The organism is Priestia sp. RMT2NF4, assembly GCF_047872835.1.
GTDB classification, from domain to species: Bacteria; Bacillota; Bacilli; order Bacillales; family Bacillaceae_H; genus Priestia; species Priestia zanthoxyli.
Map to the genome: position 1 here is coordinate 613,941 of NZ_JBLQZO010000002.1, position 19,777 is coordinate 633,717.

Sequence of the window (19,777 nt, forward strand, 5' to 3'; positions counted from 1 at the left end):
GATTCGCTTTGACAAACTAAAAAAGCTACTGTCCCTGTCTCCGTACTGTTTGATATGAAATTTCATCTGTTACCAAATTATATGACAACAAAACGTGAGAAGTCAAGATGATGTCTTGACTAGTCAATTTTTTCTTCTAGCGCTGGCATCTCATAATCCATCAACTGATCCCAGTCATCGCTGTTTAACATTTCAAGCTGTGCTTCAATTAACATTTTGAAACGAGTTCTAAATACTTTAGACTGCTTTTTCGTCTCCTCAATGTCCATCGCAATTTTACGAGACTTAGACAGTGCTTCATTAATAATACGGTCCGCATTTTTTTCTGCTTCTTTTATAATGAGCTTCGCTTCTTTTTCAGCGTTTCGCTTTACATCTTCCGCTGCTTCTTGAGCAATTAAAATTGATTTATTTAACGTTTCTTCGATGTTAGTAAAATGTCCAAGACGATCTGTTAATTCAGATACTCTTCCTTCTAACTCCTTTTTATCACGCATTACCAGCTCATAGTCTTTAATTACTTGGTCAAGAAACTCATTTACTTCATCTTCATCATATCCGCGAAACCCGCGATTAAACTCTTTGTTATGAATATCCAAAGGGGTTAAAGGCATCTAGGCCACCTCCGTGTTGTCTCATTACATCATTAGTAATGGTTTATTCGACATATTTTTAAAATTTCCTGCTAGTAGATTTCTTTATTTCTGCTTCCCTACAACAATTCGCCATTTTTCTTTTTTGGTTTTGCCTTCAAGTGAAACGATACGACTTCTGCCGTGGCCACGAAGCGACAAAATATCACCTTCATGACATTCAAAAGAAGGCTGTTCAATGACTTTAAAATTTACTTTTACCGCTCCATTTGCAATAAACGGCTGGACTTTTTGTCTTGATAAATTGTGAATGGTCGACAGCAAAACATCAAGCCTCATTGAAGAAACTGTATAAACGTGTTCAATCAGCTCTTCTTTTACCACATGCAGCTGCTCTCTTTGAATAGAAGAAAGTGAAACTTTGGCTTTTCCAATTGATGTTAAATTCATCTCAATATAAGAAGAAATTTCCTCTGCGGCTACAAGCTGAATATCGTCTCCCGCGACCAAAATATCGCCAAATTTTGAACGGCGCAGTCCTAAGGACATCGCCGAACCAAGAACTTGAGGATGTTCAATCGTCACAAACTTTTTAGGATAATTCAATTCGTACATATGCAACTGAAAATCTTCGCTTTCAGGCACATAGTAATCCGGATATAGCAGCGCACGCTTGCGTTCAGCAAACGGTTGTCCACCATCAAATGAAACTTGAACCTCTCCTTCAGTCCCAACAATAGCTGTCACAATCTGCTGCTCTCTTGGATCTAAAAAATCCGTTAATTTTGGGCTGTATTGATGTAGGACATCTTCTTTCCACTGAAGAACCTGGTCAATAAATCCATGTTCTTCTTGCCTAAAATGTTCATAAATAGACATATTATTACTCCTACTATTGGTATGTAAAAAAGGAATCCAGCGATTCCTTTTTTAAATAAACCCCATCACATTATTAAGTGAATACACGCCTCTTTCCGCAAATCGTAGTAAAAAGATTGCAACAAGAGGTGAAATATCAATCATGCCAATAGGCGGAATGATTTTACGAAAAGGCTCTAAGTAAGGCTCGCAAATACTGCCAAGCAGCTGACCAAACTTAGAGGCCCTTACATCGGGTACCCAAGACATCAAAATGTAAATAATCAGTGCCCATGAGTAAAGCCCAATCAATTTTGCGAGAATCCCAAAAACGATGTCCAAAAACTACCACCTCTTTACGTTTGTTGTATCGTGTTCTCCCATCATATCTGAAATGCTTCCGCTTACGTCTACATTATCAGGTGTACATAAAAAGATGTCGGTTCCAATTTTTTGAATGTCCCCGCCTAAAGCATAAACTGTACCACTTAAAAAGTCGACAATTCTCACTGCTTGATCTCGTTGAATGCGCTGTAAATTAACAACTACGACTTTACGATTTTTTAAATGATCCGTAATTTCTTGTGCTTCGGCATAGACGCGAGGTTCGCAAAGCATCATTTTTGATGATTTTTGAACGCTTTGTAAGCTAATCACGTTTTGCTGCTGATTCGGCTGCTGACTAGCTTTCACTGGTCTCGACTGCTGTACAGGCTCTTCTACCGACTCTTCTTGTTCGTAATGTTCTTCTACATATTCAGTATCGTCATCAAGAGCAAAAAAACTTCTAAAGCGATTTTTCATACTCATCTTGAATTACACCTCCTTAACGTTCATTCCCAACTAGCGTGGTTCCTAGTCGAATGAATGTTGCTCCTTCTTCAATTGCAATTGCATAATCGTTTGACATTCCCATTGATAGCTCCGTACAAGGTGCATACGGGAGGTTTAGTTCTTGTATACGATCCTGCAATTTCTTTAGACCTTGAAAACAGCTGCGAAGCAAGGACTCGTCATCTGTGTGAGGAGCCATGGTCATTAATCCAACTACTTGGATATTTGTAAATGTTTCAAGAGATTGAATAAATGGAATTACCTCTTCTACAGCAAGGCCATGCTTTGATTGTTCTTCGGCAACATTAACTTGTACAAAACATTTTATACGATGTCCTGCACGTTTATCAATTTCTTTTGCTAAAGATAATCGGTCTAGTGAATGAATATAGTCAACTTTATCAATCACATTTTTTACTTTTCTTGTTTGTAAGCTTCCGATAAAATGCCAGGTCGCTTTCTCACCGATTGATTCATACTTTTCTAGAAGACCTTCATCCCTGTTTTCTCCAAGATGTAAAATGCCTGCATCCACTGCTTCTGCTGCTCGTTTTGTGGAAACGTATTTTGTTACAGCAATCAGCTCTACATCTTCTCGATTTCGATTAACTTTTTTACATGCTTCAGCAATTGTTTGTTGAACTGCTTCTAGATTTTCACTTACGCTAGCTGTCACTATGTAATTACTCCTCCTTAAAGCCTATGAAGTTAAACATGCGTCCTGTTTTCCCTTGGTCGCGGCGATGTGAGAAGAACAGGTCATCTTCACAGCTTGTACAATACGACGATGTTAAAATTCGTTCCGGCAATACGCCTGCGTTTTGAATCAGCAGCTTATTGACTTTTTTTAAATTAAGCGCGTATTGTCCAGGGCTTACTTCTTGATATCCATTTTGGCCAACTACTTCGTTTACTTGTGTAATGACGCGGTTATCGACAACATAACAGCAATCTTCAATCGAAGGGCCAATCGCCACGTAAATATCTTCAACCGGAACATTTTCTTGCTCTACCCAACGTCGAATCATATTTCCTGCAATATCTTTTACTGTTCCCTTCCACCCAGCATGAGCAAGACCAACTAAATGGTGATCAGGCGCATAGAAGTACAGCGGAACACAATCTGCATAACATAAAGCTAACAAAATATCAGATTCATTTGTATAAATGCCATCCGCTGCTTTTATGCCCTCTTCATACTTGTAGAGTCCTTTTGCACAGTCGGCTTTTGTTACTTTTTGAACAGTTGCTTCATGTACTTGTTCAGCACATACAAAGCTTTCAAAAGACATGTCTAGTTCGGCTGCTAAAATTTTTCTATTTGTAATAACATCTTCTACGTTATCGTTTACGTGAAGCCCTAGGTTAAAAGAAGCAAATGGAGGTTTACTCACGCCACCATTTTTTGTGGTGAAACCAGCAACAAGCATATCATTCTTTTCTACCCAAGGGCTCAGCCACATAAACGACTCGTGATGGCTTTTTTTTAATGGCTCAGGATTCATGTATGTGACACATCCCTTGTTTCATTTGTTCTCACATATTGTACCACAGATTACTAGGTGCTGTTGACAAAAAACTAATTCTCTTCAGGCTGAAATGCGTCTTTATAACGTACTAAAATGACATCGGAACCAATTTTCACAATATTTTTCCACGGAATCACAATTTCATCATCTTTTCCAAAGAAGCCCAATACACGAGAGCCTCCGATAATGACGGCCTGTATTTTTCCCGTTGTTAAGTCAATATCAATATCCCCTACATTTCCAAGTTTTTTGCCATCAGCTACATTCACTACATCTTTCAGCTGAAACTCTGAAATCTTTAACATGCTCTCTCCTCCTATAGCCAACTTTATTCCTTAGCCTATATATATTTTCAAATTTTCATTTCATGAAGGAAAAGCTTATTTTTTCTCTGCCATTCTCTTTCTATAAGCATTTTGTTCACTAATTACACAGTTTTTCATCAAGAGACATTCTCAACAAGCAGCGAGAAGTCCACATAGCAATAGGAAATCTAACATGAATATCTTTTGGTTATGTATTCATTGATACATACAAAATAAGCATCGCGTCTGTTTTTATAGACACGATGCTTATTAAGTTGAACATCAAATAAAGTGAATGGTATTGATTGTATGAACAAGAGCAGCTGCCAGTTTAGAGAGCTTTTGTTAACTTTGAATATTTTTATTCATCTGTTTAATAGCAGCTTTTTCTAAACGAGAAACCTGCGCTTGAGAAATACCAATTTCTTCAGCAACTTCCATCTGTGTTTTACCTTGGAAGAAGCGCTTTCGTAAAATTAGTTTTTCTCGCTCGTTCAATCTTCTCATACCTTCTTGCAAAGCAATTTCTTCAATCCAAGTTGAATCACGGTTGCGTTCATCGCTTAGCTGATCCATCACATAGATTGGGTCTCCGCCATCATTGTAAATAGGTTCAAATAAAGAAACCGGATCTTGGATAGCATCTAAAGCAAACACAATTTCTTCATGCGGTACTTCTAGGACTTTTGAAATTTCCTCAGCTGTAGGTTCCTTGGATGTTTCACTCATAAGCCTTTCACGAACTTGAAGAGCTTTATAAGCAATATCACGAAGGGAACGAGAAACACGGATTGGATTATTGTCACGTAAATAGCGGCGAATTTCCCCTATAATCATTGGGACAGCATATGTAGAAAACTTCACGTTTTGACTTAAATCAAAATTGTCAATGGATTTCATTAATCCAATACACCCAACCTGAAATAAGTCATCAACAAATTCTCCACGATTGTTAAAACGTTGAATCACGCTGAGTACGAGACGTAAATTTCCGCTTACTAGCTTTTCTCTTGCTGTTCCATCTCCAGCCTGCATTTGTTTAAACAACTTTCGCATTTCTTCATTTTTTAATACGGGAAGTTTCGAAGTATCTACTCCACAAATTTCTACTTTATTTCTTGTCAACTCTTTCCCTCCTAACAGGAGATGATGTTCTGAATTCAGTATCTCCTCAGGAGGAAAAAATATGCACTTTTACAATTCTGACAATTCCACGCTAAAAAAGCTGATTGTATAAGATGCTTCTCAGCCCTTATACAATCAGCTTTTTTACTTAAACCATTTTATTAAATTCTTTTCGCAGCCGTTTAATAATTCGTTTTTCGAGCCTTGAAATATAAGACTGAGAAATGCCTAGCATATCGGCTACATCTTTTTGCGTTTTTTCTTCTCCGCCGGCTAGCCCAAAGCGCAGCTCCATAATTTGCTTTTCACGATCATTTAATTGGTGCAGTGCTTTCAGCAAAAGTTTTCGATCTACATTCGCTTCTAGGTCTTTTGTGATGATATCTTCTTCGGTTCCCATCACGTCAGACAATAACAGTTCGTTTCCATCCCAATCAATATTTAACGGCTCATCAAATGAAACTTCAGATCGAATTTTATTGTTGCGGCGCAAATACATTAAAATTTCATTTTCAATACAGCGAGAGGCGTACGTCGCTAGCTTAATTTTCTTTTCAGGATTAAACGTGTTTACTGCTTTAATTAAACCGATGGTGCCGATGCTAATTAAATCCTCAATATTGATTCCCGTATTTTCAAACTTGCGGGCAATATAAACAACAAGTCGCAAATTACGCTCAATCAACAGTGAACGTGCTGCTTCATCTCCTGATGGAAGTTTCTTCAAGAGCACTTCTTCTTCATCTTTTGTTAAAGGTGGTGGAAGAGCTTCACTTCCTCCTATATAGTACACTTCATCTGTTTTTAGCTTAAGTTTAATTAATAATTTGTACCACCATAATTGAAATCGAATTCGATATGTAGCCATTGTGTATCCTCCTTTATTTGTTCACACCTTTTACGATGCGGAACTTACTTCTCCAATAACGATAAGCTTCGGATGAACAATACATTCATATTGCTTCTCCACTGAAAGCGTTGTATGACTAATACCTACTAATACTTTAGTGACTTCAATCGTGTTGGACTGATGTACCAGCCTTACCATATCTGGCTTTAGAGCAAGCAGCAGCTGATTGGCTTGGCCTACGCTTCGATAAGGGACAAAGCGGACTTTTGAATACCACTCTTGATCAATATCTTCGCTGTGTGAAAAGGATTGGACATTTTTGCTTAATTCCATTAAGCCTTCAGGCAATATTTCTTTTAAAGAATCTGCTGTAACAATCATAACCGGGGTTTTCGTCAGCGGATCTACAAGCTGATTCCCACTATCAATAAGTCCTTTCATCGACAGCGTCTGTTCGTTTAAAATAACTTCTACATCTACCAGCTGATCAAATGTAATATTTTTCATTCGCAAATCATCAACTCGTGCTTTTGAAAAATAAGATAATAGCGGAAAACCAATAAGAACAAATATCCAGCTAATAGGATCACCAAACTGTGGAGATTTCGTATCAACCATTTGATTAAGAACAAGGAACTGATCTTGAAATAAAAAGTGAACGCCCATTAACCCTCCACCCACAACAAAGGTTGCAAAATAAAACGTTAATAAATTCTCAAAGAAAAAGCGCAGTCGTTTATAACCAAACGCCATCAATACCATAAAAAACGAGAATAAAATTTTAATAGCAGGATGAACCATAAGATGAGAAAAAGGTGTAAACATAAGAAGGACAATCAATGAACCGATAAAGCCGCCAAGCAAAAGCCGCCACCACTTGTAATTCCGTTTAAGTACAACAGCACATAACATTAGTAGGATCGTATCTAACCCAAAATTCAGCATCCATATTAAATCTAAATAGATTGGCAATGTTTATAACCTCTCCATTCTTTCTGAATTTTTCTGTTAAAAATTAGTATATAGTACATCCTATTAGAAAGTCTGTCAGTTCATGCCGAGAAACAAGCAGTATTTTTGAGGAAATCATTCGATATTTGTCACACCATTTTTAGAAAGAAAACACAAACCCTTTGAAGGCGTCATATTGACCATGTCGAATGTTTTTTATACTCTTTTTGAGTTTTCTAGATTCATTGCATAAAAAAAGACCTCTGTATAAAACAGAGGTCTTGGCTTTTTATTTTCTTAGCGTCTACGATTACGGTTTCGTAAGAATGTTGGAATATCTAGCGCATCTTCAGACTGTGGCTGAGATGGACGCGTATATTCTTGCTGTACAGGTTCTTCACGCTTTACTTCACGCTTCGGCTGTGGAGCCGGTTGCTGTGTCGATTGCTGCATGCGATTCGCCGATAACGAAGGGCGACCTGGTTTTGGCTGTGATAAATCTTGGTCACTAAAGCCAGTTGCAATAACTGTAACAACAATCTCGTCTTTTAGGTTTTCGTTAATAACAGATCCAAAGATCATGTTCACTTCTTGGTCAGAAGCCGAAGCAACGATATCTGCAGCTTCTTGTACTTCGTAAAGACTTAGGTTTGTACCGCCTGTGATATTCATTAACACACCTTGAGCTCCATCGATAGATGTTTCAAGAAGTGGACTTGAAATAGCTTTTTTAGCTGCTTCAGCAGCGCGGTTTTCACCAGTCGCAATACCGATACCCATAAGTGCAGATCCTTTGTTAGACATAATTGTTTTCACGTCAGCGAAGTCTAAGTTAATTAATCCAGGAACTGCGATTAAATCTGAAATACCTTGCACACCTTGTCGTAATACGTTATCCGCTTCACGGAACGCTTCTAGCATTGGCGTGTTTTTATCAACGATTTCTAATAAGCGATCATTTGGAATAACAATCAGCGTATCCACTGCTTCTTTCATTGACGCAATACCGCCTGCCGCTTGAGTAGAACGCTTACGGCCTTCAAACGTAAACGGACGAGTAACAACACCTACCGTTAGTGCTCCTAGCTCACGAGCAATTTGGGCAATGACTGGAGCTGCACCAGTTCCAGTTCCTCCACCCATACCAGCTGTTACGAAAACCATGTCTGCACCTTTTAGTGCTTCTTGGATTTGTTCCTTACTTTCTTCAGCTGCTTTTTTACCAACTTCCGGATTAGCACCTGCACCTAATCCTCTTGTTAATTTAGCGCCAATTTGCATTTTTGTTTCAGCTTTTGATAAATTTAATGCCTGTGCATCTGTATTAACTGCAATAAATTCTACACCTTGGACGCCATGTTCAATCATTCGGTTAACCGCGTTGTTACCGCCGCCTCCGACACCGATTACTTTAATCGTCGCTAATTGGTCTACACTTGTATCAAACTCCAACATGATAGTTCCTCCTAATTCTTCGAAATTACCAATCCGTAACGTTAATCAAAGAAGTATCCAAAAAACTTCTTCATTAAATTTTGGTCATTTTTCTTTTTCGGCTGCTCAGCTGATTGTTGCGGCTGCTGTGGTTTCGGGCTAGGTTTGATCATTTCTTGCTCAATCGGCTCTTCTTCCACAACTGGCGCTCCAATTTCCCGGCCTTGTATTTTAGCATTTTTGTATGCAAATTTTATTAATCCTACGCCTGTTGTATAATGCGGCTCACGTACTCCAATATAATCAGGCACTGCTATGCGCACGTTATTCTTTAAAATTACTTGAGCTAGCTCAAGAATACCAGGCATCGCTACTACTCCGCCTGTTAAAACAAATCCTCCTGGAATATCTTTGTATCCTAGGCGATTTACCTCCTGCGTAATCATATCTAAAATCTCTTCTAATCTAGCTTCAATAATATCAGAGATTTCGAGCTGATTAAACTGCTGATGCTGATCGCTTCCAATGATCGGTACACTAAATACTTCTTCTTCAGAAGCATGATCGTAGAAAGCATGTCCATGCTTTATCTTAATATTTTCCGCATCTTCAGTCGATGTGCGAAGGCCAATCGATAAATCTTTGGTAATGTGCTCTCCGCCAACAGCTAGTACATTTGTTACTTTCAAATGTCCTTGGTCAAAGATCGCAACCGTTGTTGAACCCCCACCGATATCTACCAGTGCGACACCTAAGTTTTTTTCATCACGAGATAATGCAATTGAACCAGCGGCTAGAGGCTGTAAACAAATATCACTGATTTCTAAACCAGCTCTTTCTACACAGCGTAATAAGTTATGTAAAACCGTTCTAGATCCCGTTATGATTGTGCCTTCCATTTCTAAACGTACCCCAATCATACCTCTAGGATCGTTAATACCTTCTAAGCCATCTACAATAAATTGCTTTGGAATAACATCAATGATTTCACGATCTGGCGGGATAGACATGACTTGAGCAGCATCAATTACTCGATGAATATCTTCGTTTGTAATTTCACGATTTTCGCTTGACACGGCTACTACTCCGTGACAATCCTGTAAAAATACATGATTTCCGCTTATGCCCACTACAACCTTTTTAATTGTAATGCCTACCATTCGTTCAGCTTGTTCTACTGCTTTTCTAATAGATTGAACTGTTGCATCTATATCAACGATAGAACCTTTTTTTAGTCCGTGTGATTTAACATTCCCTACACCAATGATATTCAATGAATCGTTACTCATCTCTCCGATGATTACTTTCACACTGGATGTACCGATGTCTAAACTAACGTATATTTCATTGCTGTTCATTCTTTGGCACCTCCTTTTTCTTTCTGCACATGTCATCTTAATAAATTAAGAAGAACAACAATATTAATTTTTTATTATATGAAAATATTCAACAAATACATCTGTTTCCCTTTTGTAAAATCAATTTTTTTCAAGTTTTTCACAGACTTTATCTCTTTCAAAGAACAAAACGTTCTGGTTTTGACTTTTTTTTAGATTTAAGCCTAAAATTCACTGAAAAAAGCTATTTAACTACAAGTCTACACTAAGATGTACACTGAGAAAAGCGAAACTTACCTAGAACAAATATTACATTTCCATTTCACAGCACCGGAGAAGAAAATCATATGTATGCAGAATACTTGCATGTGATTATACAATGTACAAGGGCTAGTTTGCCAGTCTCAACTCATCTATTTCCTTTAATTAACACTTATAAAAAATAATTACTGCTTGCTCTTTTTATAAGGTTTAAATGCATATCCTTCTTCTAAATCAATAATACCTTTTTGATCATCACTCAATTTACTTGCAATAGCTGGGTAATGAACTATTTTATCAGAGAAGTTGCTAATTTTCCCGCTTACTTCACGCGTATCATTCATAAACACCTCGATGTGAAGAGGTTCTGATTTTGTCGGCGCATAGTAAATCTCAGAAATAGCCCCTTTTATGCTCTTAGGCGTTTTAGCTAATTCTTGAACCATGCTTTGTATAGCGTCTCCGTCTTTCCAGTCAATTAGCAACGGAGCGTCGGATGACACTTTCTTAGCACTTACTTCTTTTAAAACTTTTCCATTTTCATTCACAGGGAAATATTTATTCCCCGAGGTTACATATGCAATTCTTGCGTACTCTTTTACGTCGATTACGACCTTATTAGGAAATGTTTTGTGAATGACAGCTTCCTTTACCTCAGGGTTTTTTTCGACTTTTTCTTGAATTTGATCAGCATCAGCTTTCCAGTAGCTGGTTTTTTTGGACAGACCACTCGCTTTGACAATATCCTTATCACTTACATGTTTATTCCCTTGTACTTCAATGTTAGAAACATTACTCAGAGAAGATTGAGAATATACAATAAATAAAATAAGGATGAAAAAGAGTGATAAATACAAAATAAGCCGTCTATTTGCTTTTTGCTTTCGCTGTTCTTGGAGCTTCGGTACCCGATCTTCTAAAACAATTAACTTACCTTTTTCCATTTTTTTCACCCTTATCCATTTGAGAAAATAAACGAAGAATTACCATCTATTTATTTCCAATCTTTGCTTCATGAGAATATCCCCATTATAGCATAGAATAAACACATAAAAGCTACCTTTTCACGCATAACCATACAGCGACGGGCTGAGTAATTAGCGGCCGATAATCTCAACTTCTGTATGAATATCAATATCGAATTTCTCTTTAATTGTTTTCTTAACATGAGCAATTAAATTCAGCACGTCTGAAGCCGTTGCATCTCCTGTATTGACAATGAAGTTCGCATGCTGCTCACTAATTTGCGCACCGCCTACTGAGAAACCTTTTAAGTTGGACTTTTCGATTAAGTCTCCTGCATAATTTGGAAGCGGATTTCTAAAAATACTTCCCGCACAAGGGAAATTCCAAGGCTGTGTTTCGCGGCGATAGTCTTTATTTTTCTGCATGACCGCCACAATATCATCTTTCGTTCCCTTTTTCAAACGCAGCACGGCTTCTACACATACTCCAGGACGGTCTTTTTGTAGAATGGAATGACGATACGAGAATTCAAGCTCTTCATTTGTCAGCCACTCAAGAGTGCCATCTTCAAATAAAATCAGCGCTTTCTCGACTACATGAGACATATCAGAACCATGGGCACCTGCATTCATATAAACAGCGCCTCCCACAGATCCAGGAATTCCACTTGAAAACTCCAGTCCAGACAGACCTTGTTTTGTAATAACTGTTGCAAGCTTGATGCTAGGGTATCCCCCACCTACAGTAACCGTCTCTCCATCTACTGTTAAATCATCTAATCCGGCTCCGAGCTTAATGACCACGCCTTCAATTCCCTTATCAGAGACAAGAAGATTAGATCCTCGACCAATCGCTCTCCATTTCACGCCATGTTTTTTAATAATATCCATTGTAACTTTTAAGTGATCAACAGAATCAGGTTCTACAAGCACATCTGCTGGACCACCAATTTTCATTGTTGTATGTTTTGCTAGCGGTTCATTTTCACGAACCTTTCCAATATTCGCTTCGACTAACTCTTTTACTAACGCTTCCATAAGAACCTCCTAAAACCCTCTTTGCTGTTATAAAACTTTCATGTCAATGCGCCCTTACTTCTAATGCATAAGAATAATAAGAACAGATTCATAACTAAGCAGCAGCACCTTGTAAGATACTTTTTTTCTACGAAGGCACTCTATTCTGTTGTCAATTTCATCATTTTTATTTATCGTATGACATTCACCCATAGAATGTACGTTCATCTGCTATATAAAGTAATTTTGATTGTTTTTTTATCGTTTTTCATTTAGAAGTTAAACACATGCTGACAGTCATAAAAAAACGCTACGCTCATAAGTGCACATACGTTCACTTACTCACTAAGATAAAACATTTAACCTTACACATCATACCATAGTTGGACCCAAAATTGGTTATCACAACATTACATTTTAAAAACATTTCATACAAAAATATCATCTACCTGTAAAAAATCGAAAATAAACCGCCAACAAAATCCGGCGTGCACTTGGATTTAAGATGACGGTTTACTTCAGTAGACCATTGCCTACTTGACATTATACAATTTTTTTCAATTAATAGCGAGAATATCTACTAACATTTAACAAAACTCCAACTGCTGCCAACATGAGCGTCAGCGATGATCCGCCATAACTTAAAAATGGAAGCGTAATTCCCGTAACAGGCATAAGACCTGTTACCACGCCTATATTAATCATGACTTGAATCGCAACCATTGAAATAATTCCCAAGGCTAAAAACGTTCCGTAAAGATCAGGTGCTCCGAGCGCTACTTTAATTCCTCTCCAAAGCAATAAGCTAAACAAAAGCAGAACAAGTGTTCCTCCGATGAAACCAAGCTCTTCTGCCAGAATAGCAAAAATAAAATCAGTTTGAGGTTCCGGCAGATAAAAGAACTTTTGTCTACTTTGCCCTAACCCTAATCCAAGCAATCCCCCCGGCCCAATTGCATAAAGAGATTGAATGATTTGAAACCCGCTTCCAAGCGGATCTTCCCAAGGATTTAAAAACGAGGTGATGCGTTTAATCCGATAAGGAGCCGATAAAACAAGCCCTACAAAACCGGCAACGCCAAGTAATCCAAGCCCTGCAAAGTGACTGACTTTGGCTCCTGAAACAAAAATCATAACTAAACAAGTTCCAACAAGCACCGTTCCGGTTCCTAAATCCGGCTGCATCATAATAATGCCAAACGGTAAGAAAACCAGTAATAATGCCGGTAACATTCCTTTTCTAAAGGATGTAATTTTCTTCTGGTTTTCTGATAAATATTTCGCTAAAAATATAATCATAGCAAACTTCATAAATTCTGAAGGCTGAATCGAAAACGCTCCAACTCCTATCCAACTTTGCGACCCATTCCGTACTAGCCCTACTCCCGGAATCAATACAAGTACCAGCATAACAAAGCAAATGATTACAATTGGCTTTGCCCACGTACGCCACATCCAATAATCAATATTCATGATGACAAACATCGCGCATACTCCAAGCCCTGCAAATAAGAGCTGGCGTTTAGCAAAGAAAAAAGAATCATTAAACTTGTATGTAGCCCATACCGCACTTGCGCTGTATACCATGATAAGGCCGATGGTTAGCAAGGAAAGCGTAACGATTATGAGAAAAAAATCTGGGGTAGACCTTTTTGTCGACACTGTCACACACCTCTAAAAATAGATTAGGGCTAGTGTATTTTCTAGGTGTTTAGACAAGCCCTTATTTCAGTTTATGCACAGATTCAATAAAGATGTCACCACGTTCTTCAAAAGTTTTAAATTGATCCCAGCTTGCACAAGCAGGAGATAATAAAATAACATCTTCTTCATCTGAACAAGCATATGCTTCTGAAACTGCTTGTTTAACATTATCGACACGTTTTACAATTTGTATTCCCGCTTCTTTTGCTACGCGTTCAATTTTAGGAGCCGTTTCACCAAACGTAATAACAGCTTTCACATTTTTAAACTCTTCTTTTAAATCATCAAACTCATTGCCGCGATCGAGTCCACCTGCAAGTAGAATCGTCGGCTGCGAAAAAGCGGAAAGAGCTACTTTTGTAGCAAGCATATTCGTAGCTTTAGAGTCATTATAAAACTTACGTTTGTTGATTGTCGTGACATATTGAACGCGATGTTTAACACCAGCAAACGTTGTGAGCACGCGGTAGATAGCTTCATTTGAACAGCCGTACAGCTTCACAACGGATACAGCTGCTAAAATGTTTTCTTGATTATGTCTGCCTGGCAGCACCACATCTTTTAAGGACATCACTTCTTCATCTTTAAAGAAAATCGTTTTGTTTTTAATATACGCTCCTTCTGTCGTTTGAGCTGTAACAGAAAAAGGTACTTTTGTCGCTTTAACATTTGCACTAGCTTTCATCACTAGCTCATCATCCGCATTAATAACGGCAAAGTCTTCACTTGTTTGATTGTTAAAGAGATTTGCTTTCGCTTTGATATATTCCTCTTTTGTACCATGATAGTCTAAGTGAGCATCAAACAAATTCAATAATAAAGAGATTTTCGGACGGAATTTTTCAATTCCCATCAGCTGAAAAGAAGAAAGCTCCGTTACAATTACATTGTCCTTTGTTGCTTTTTGCGCCACTTCACAAGCTACTGTTCCAATATTTCCAGCAATCAACGGCTGCTTTTGATCTTCTTCTAACATTTTATAAATGAGCGTTGTTGTTGTTGTCTTCCCATTGCTTCCCGTAATTCCGATAAAAGGAGCTTCGCTAATTTCATAAGCCAATTCTACCTCTGTTAAAATCGGAATATGTCGCTTTAATGCTTCTTGCAATAGAACATTTGAATACGGAATCCCAGGGTTTTTTACAATAACATCCGCTTTGTCTAAAAGCTCAAGCGGATGATGTCCACAGACAACTTCAATGCCCGTTTTTTCTAATTCCTGTGCTGCTACGTTCTCTTCGTACGGTTTTTGATCATTAACGACTACTTTAGCACCAAGCTGTTTAACTAACTGAGCGGCTGCTAAACCGCTCTTGGCTAATCCTAAAATAAGTACTTGTTTACCTTGATACGTATTGACTGATTTCATTTAAATCCACACCTCGATATAAATTCCAAGCATTGCAAATAATAGTCCTACAGCCCAAAAAGTCATAACTACGCGCCATTCCGACCAGCCGCTTAGCTCGTAATGGTGATGAAGCGGGCTCATTTTAAACACACGTTTTCCTGTTGTTTTGAAAGATGCGACTTGAATAATAACAGATAGTGTTTCAATAACAAACACACCACCGATAATAACAAGCAAGAATTCCATTTTCATTAAGACAGCCACCGTAGCGATAGCTCCTCCTAGCGCTAAAGAACCCGTATCTCCCATAAATACTTTTGCAGGATGGGCATTAAAAACTAAAAATCCTAACACAGCTCCTACGACAGCAACTGAGAAAATAGATAGTTCAAACTGCTCTGCATTCCAGGCGAGAACTGCAAATGCACCAAAAGCAATCGCACTTGTACCAGATACAAGTCCGTCTAATCCATCCGTTAAGTTGACCGCGTTTGAAAAACCAACAAGCCAGATGATGAGGAAAACAACATAAAACCAACCTAAATCGATTGGGTCTTTAATTCCTGGAATCGTCACTTCAGTTGAAAACTCAAACTGTCTTGCAATAAAGTAAAAAATAATTGAAATGACAACCTGACCTAAAAACTTTTGTTTAGATGTTAATCCAAGGTTACGCTTTAACACTACTTTTATAAAATCATCTAAAAATCCTAATAAACCAAATCCGATTGTGACAAATAATAATAGAAACGTCTTATATGTAAGTTCTGCATATTGATTGACCATAATAAGAGTTGCCACAATAATAGATAATAAAATCATGATACCGCCCATTGTAGGTGTACCTGATTTTTTTTGGTGAGATTTCGGGCCTTCATCACGAATACTTTGACCAAACTTTAATCTTCTTAAGAAGGGAATAAAAATCGGCGACAATACAACCGTAATCAAAAAGGCTACGCCGATTGTCAATAAAATTGATTGTTCTAGCACGATGTCCCCTCCTTAACTTCTAACTCATTCCGACTCATTTTGTTCTCTACCCATTTCATTACTACTTTCGCTCCTCAATCATTTTGCGTGCTACTTCTCGATCGTCAAAATCGAATACTTTTTTACCAATAATTTGATAGGTCTCGTGCCCTTTTCCAGCAATGACAATAACATCATCTGCATGCGCTGTTTCCACTGCATAGCGAATAGCTTCTGCACGATCAGCAATCGTCACATAGTTATCTGTATCCAAACCTTCTTCCATATCTTTTAAAATAGCCAATGGATCTTCACTTCGTGGATTATCAGATGTCAAAATAGCTTGTGTACTGTATTCAGCTGCAATCCGAGCCATGATTGGTCGTTTTGTACGATCTCGATCTCCGCCACAACCAACAATAACATATATATTGCGTTTTGCGAATTCTTTTACAGTTTTTAACACGTTCTCTAAGCTGTCCGGCGTGTGGGCATAATCCACGATAACCGTAAAATCTTGCTGCGCATCAACCACTTCAAAACGCCCAGACACACCTTCTAACACTTTTATTTCCTCGACAATAACTGACAGAGGGAGACCAGATACTAAACATGCAGCCGTAGCCGCTAATACGTTGTAGACGCTAAATTTCCCAATAAGCTTCATTTCTACAGAAACCGTTTCTGTCGGTGTTGTCAAATCGAACGTTGTGCCGCTGTTTGTAATTTGAATATTCGTTGCACGAATATCACTTTCACGGTCAATACCGTACGTAATCACTGTAGCAGCCGTGTTTTTAATATATTCCTCGGTTGCCGCATCATCGACATTAAGAACAGCAAATTTAGGACGAGTATGGTTATAAGCATTTCCTAACTGTGCAAATAGCAACCCTTTCGCACGACGATAATCTTCCATTGTATGATGATAGTCGAGGTGATCTTGCGTTAAGTTACTAAATACCGCCACGTCAAAGTCGCACCCGTGTACGCGTCCTAAGTCAAGCGCGTGAGATGATACTTCCATCATCGCTACTTCTACATTCTCTTCCACCATTTGATTAAATGTTTTTTGAAGAGTCAGCGATTCAGGCGTTGTGTTTTTCACATCATAAGACGTATCACCAATACGAATTTCAATCGTTCCAATTAGACCCGTCTTTTTATGCTGTGATTTAAAGATATGCTCAATTAAATGTGTAATCGTTGTTTTTCCATTTGTGCCTGTTACACCAATTAAATGCATTTTTTGTGTGGGCTGATTGTAGAAAGCATCCGCCAGCACTGCCATTGCTCGCTTTGTACTCTTCACGCGTACAACGGGCACTTCTACATCCACAGGCTTTTCTGCTAAGATTGCTACTGCCCCTTTTTCCACAGCCATCTGTGCAAAGCTATGACCATCAACCGTATAGCCGTCTATACAAATGAACAATGCTCCGGGCTTAACTTCTCTTGAATCCATTTCAATTGACGTAATATCAATATTCTGTTCAGGAAGCTGAACAAAATCATGTAAATGTGTTAGTAGTTCTCGTAAATCCATTCCTACCATGTCCTCTCTATTTGTAAAGTGAAACGTTTGTTATAAGACGCTATGGCAACTATTCTTCTTTTTCTAGCACCTAACCTATTACATTTTACAGAAAAAGAAGCCCGGAGGGAACACCCCCAAGGCTTATTTGTTGATTTCATGTTCACACGCAGCGTAACCTGCTGATTATCATGCAAGGAAGAATAATAGTTTATAGAGATTTTTATTTTCCCATATAAATTCTAACCGTTTCGCCTTCTTTAACTTTCGTTCCGGCTGCAGGAGACTGCTTGACCACTTTATCTCCTTCGCCACTCACATCTAATTTTAAATTAAGTAGCTGTTCTTGTAACTCTTTTTTTGACATTCCTACGACATTTGGTACTTTTATCATTGGTGTGTCCAGCCACGTTAACTCTTTTTCAATTTGTCCTTTACGCGGTTTAACGTCCATCACACGCAAACTGTCTTCAATCATTTTACCTACAATCGGAGCTGCTACCACTCCACCAAACTGAATGGTGCCCTTTGGATTATCAACCGCAACATACACGACAATTTCAGGGTTATCTGCTGGTGCAACACCGATAAAAGAAACGATGTGATTATTTTTTAAATACTTTCCATTTTGAGCTTTCTGCGCCGTACCCGTCTTTCCTCCAACGCGGTACCCTTCCACAAAAGCTCCTTTTCCGCTTCCTTGCGCGACTACACTTTCAAGAGCAAAACGCACTTGCTTAGACGTTTCCTCGGAAATAACTTTTCGCTTAGCAACCGGTTTATGACTGCTTACAACTTTTCCGGTAGTTGGATCCACCCACTCTTTTGCAATATAAGGTTCATAAAGCGTTCCACCGTTTACGGCTGCTGAAACAGCAGCTACTTGTTGAATAGGAGTAACAGCAACCCCTTGCCCAAAAGCTGTTGTAGCTTGTTCAACCGGACCCACGCGCTCAAGCGGGAACAAAATTCCTTTTGCTTCCCCTTGTAAATCAATACCTGTTTTTTGACCAAAGCCAAATTCTTTAATGTATTTGAACAATTTCTCTTTTCCTAAACGTTCCCCAAGCTCCACAAAACCAGGGTTACATGAGTTCTGTACAACTTCTAAAAAAGACTGCTGTCCGTGTCCGCCTTTTTTCCAGCAGCGAAGTCTCGCTCCTCCAACTTCCGCGGCTCCATCATCGTAGAATTGATCTTTTAGTAAATCCACTTTCTTTTCTTCAAGAGCAGCTGCCAGTGTAATAATCTTAAACGTTGATCCGGGCTCATATACGCTCCAGATTGGAAGATTGCGATTATACACCTCAGGCTTCACATTTTTAAAATCCGTCGGATCAAAGCCCGGACGACTTGACATACCTAAAATTTCACCGTTTTTAGGATTCATGGCAATGGCAATCATACCATCTGGATTATAAGCTGTCTGAGCATTATCCAACTCACGCTCCATGATTGTTTGCACACGTGAATCAATGGTCAATCTCAAATCGAGCCCGTCCACAGGCGCTGTGTAGTCATCGGCTATATTGGGCATCTTTTTACCTTTAGCATCAGAATACAATTTAACTGAACCTTTTTGTCCTTTTAGCTCTTTATCATAATATAATTCAAGGCCCGTTAACCCTTGATTATCTACTCCCGCAAAGCCTAATACATGCGACAAATAACTTCCAAACGGATAGTACCGCTTCGAATCCTCAGCTATATATACACCTTTTAAATTTAAATTTCGCACTTCATTTGCTTTCGCATGTGAAATTTTTCTTCCTTCAGGACGCAAATATACGCTAGAAGAAGCTTTTGTTATTTGTTCATATATTTTTTCTTTTGATGCTCCCAGCACTTTTGCTAACTTTTCAGCCGTAACAGCTGGATTTTCAACTTGTCTTGGCATAACTAAAACGGTCGGTGCACTTTTATTTGTAGCAAGTGCCACATCATTGCGATCTAGTATCTTTCCTCTTTCAGGTTCAAAAGGAATATTCCGACTCCATAAGTCTTTGGCTTTTTCAGTTAGCGTATCCCCAGTCAGCAACTGTACATATCCAAGCCTTGTATCAATAATCAAAAACACAATAAAACCGACAAACAAAACAATGGCTAGCCTTTTACGAACTGTGACTCCTGATACCCGCATATATTAGAACCTCCTCT

General features: G+C 38.5%; 19 protein-coding genes and 1 other annotated feature (1 of these 20 running past the window's edge). All 19 genes read right to left on the bottom strand.

Annotated features, from left to right (window positions below; genetic code table 11):
- Window positions 1-50 (bottom strand) — a binding site (T-box leader) (it extends 171 nt beyond the left edge of the window).
- Between the two features lie 69 nt (window positions 51-119).
- Window positions 120-614 carry a DivIVA domain-containing protein gene (locus tag ACMX9J_RS12275; protein WP_013058945.1) on the bottom strand — a complete coding sequence of 165 codons (495 nt, stop codon included), beginning with the start codon at window positions 612-614 and terminating at the stop codon, window positions 120-122.
- A gap of 84 nt (window positions 615-698) precedes the next feature.
- On the bottom strand, window positions 699-1,472 hold the full coding sequence (locus ACMX9J_RS12280; protein WP_013058946.1) for an RNA-binding protein: 774 nt from the start codon (window positions 1,470-1,472) through the stop codon (window positions 699-701).
- A 51-nt stretch (window positions 1,473-1,523) separates the two neighbouring features.
- A complete protein-coding gene (locus tag ACMX9J_RS12285) occupies window positions 1,524-1,793 on the bottom strand; it encodes a YggT family protein (protein WP_028411469.1) in 270 nt (89 codons plus the stop codon).
- 3 nt (window positions 1,794-1,796) lie between these two features.
- Complete coding sequence (locus ACMX9J_RS12290; protein WP_028411470.1) at window positions 1,797-2,261, bottom strand: cell division protein SepF; 465 nt, start codon at window positions 2,259-2,261, stop codon at window positions 1,797-1,799.
- 16 nt (window positions 2,262-2,277) lie between these two features.
- Complete coding sequence (locus ACMX9J_RS12295; RefSeq protein ID WP_028411471.1) at window positions 2,278-2,961, bottom strand: YggS family pyridoxal phosphate-dependent enzyme; 684 nt, start codon at window positions 2,959-2,961, stop codon at window positions 2,278-2,280.
- Window positions 2,962-2,968: 7 nt separating this feature from the next.
- Window positions 2,969-3,790: a peptidoglycan editing factor PgeF gene (gene pgeF, locus ACMX9J_RS12300; RefSeq protein WP_028411472.1), complete on the bottom strand. Its 822-nt coding sequence runs from the start codon at window positions 3,788-3,790 to the stop codon at window positions 2,969-2,971.
- 74 nt (window positions 3,791-3,864) lie between these two features.
- Window positions 3,865-4,119, bottom strand: coding sequence for a YlmC/YmxH family sporulation protein (locus tag ACMX9J_RS12305; RefSeq protein ID WP_013058951.1), 255 nt, complete (start codon window positions 4,117-4,119; stop codon window positions 3,865-3,867).
- Between the two features lie 345 nt (window positions 4,120-4,464).
- Complete coding sequence (gene sigG, locus ACMX9J_RS12310; protein ID WP_013058952.1) at window positions 4,465-5,244, bottom strand: RNA polymerase sporulation sigma factor SigG; 780 nt, start codon at window positions 5,242-5,244, stop codon at window positions 4,465-4,467.
- A gap of 148 nt (window positions 5,245-5,392) precedes the next feature.
- Window positions 5,393-6,112 (bottom strand): RNA polymerase sporulation sigma factor SigE, encoded by a 720-nt coding sequence (sigE, locus tag ACMX9J_RS12315; protein WP_013058953.1) that lies wholly within the window; start codon window positions 6,110-6,112, stop codon window positions 5,393-5,395.
- A gap of 30 nt (window positions 6,113-6,142) precedes the next feature.
- Window positions 6,143-7,066: a sigma-E processing peptidase SpoIIGA gene (gene spoIIGA, locus ACMX9J_RS12320; RefSeq protein WP_014458377.1), complete on the bottom strand. Its 924-nt coding sequence runs from the start codon at window positions 7,064-7,066 to the stop codon at window positions 6,143-6,145.
- A gap of 276 nt (window positions 7,067-7,342) precedes the next feature.
- Window positions 7,343-8,500: a cell division protein FtsZ gene (gene ftsZ, locus ACMX9J_RS12325; protein WP_013058955.1), complete on the bottom strand. Its 1,158-nt coding sequence runs from the start codon at window positions 8,498-8,500 to the stop codon at window positions 7,343-7,345.
- A gap of 41 nt (window positions 8,501-8,541) precedes the next feature.
- The gene (gene ftsA, locus ACMX9J_RS12330; RefSeq protein ID WP_013058956.1) at window positions 8,542-9,837 is read right to left on the bottom strand and encodes a cell division protein FtsA; all 1,296 of its coding nucleotides are present in this window, start codon (window positions 9,835-9,837) and stop codon (window positions 8,542-8,544) included.
- Window positions 9,838-10,262: 425 nt separating this feature from the next.
- Complete coding sequence (locus ACMX9J_RS12335; protein WP_016765445.1) at window positions 10,263-11,021, bottom strand: cell division protein FtsQ/DivIB; 759 nt, start codon at window positions 11,019-11,021, stop codon at window positions 10,263-10,265.
- Window positions 11,022-11,174: 153 nt separating this feature from the next.
- Window positions 11,175-12,080 (bottom strand): UDP-N-acetylmuramate dehydrogenase, encoded by a 906-nt coding sequence (murB, locus tag ACMX9J_RS12340; RefSeq protein WP_115654857.1) that lies wholly within the window; start codon window positions 12,078-12,080, stop codon window positions 11,175-11,177.
- Between the two features lie 540 nt (window positions 12,081-12,620).
- Complete coding sequence (gene spoVE / locus ACMX9J_RS12345) at window positions 12,621-13,721, bottom strand: stage V sporulation protein E (protein ID WP_013058959.1); 1,101 nt, start codon at window positions 13,719-13,721, stop codon at window positions 12,621-12,623.
- 61 nt (window positions 13,722-13,782) lie between these two features.
- Window positions 13,783-15,132 (bottom strand): UDP-N-acetylmuramoyl-L-alanine--D-glutamate ligase, encoded by a 1,350-nt coding sequence (gene murD / locus ACMX9J_RS12350; protein ID WP_416225824.1) that lies wholly within the window; start codon window positions 15,130-15,132, stop codon window positions 13,783-13,785.
- On the bottom strand, window positions 15,133-16,107 hold the full coding sequence (gene mraY, locus ACMX9J_RS12355) for a phospho-N-acetylmuramoyl-pentapeptide-transferase (RefSeq protein ID WP_013058961.1): 975 nt from the start codon (window positions 16,105-16,107) through the stop codon (window positions 15,133-15,135). It lies immediately after the preceding gene.
- Window positions 16,108-16,168: 61 nt separating this feature from the next.
- Entirely contained in the window at window positions 16,169-17,632 is a 1,464-nt protein-coding gene (locus ACMX9J_RS12360) for a UDP-N-acetylmuramoyl-L-alanyl-D-glutamate--2,6-diaminopimelate ligase (RefSeq protein WP_028411475.1), read from the bottom strand.
- 211 nt (window positions 17,633-17,843) lie between these two features.
- Complete coding sequence (locus ACMX9J_RS12365; RefSeq protein WP_176343450.1) at window positions 17,844-19,760, bottom strand: stage V sporulation protein D; 1,917 nt, start codon at window positions 19,758-19,760, stop codon at window positions 17,844-17,846.
- Window positions 19,761-19,777 lie beyond the last annotated feature (17 nt).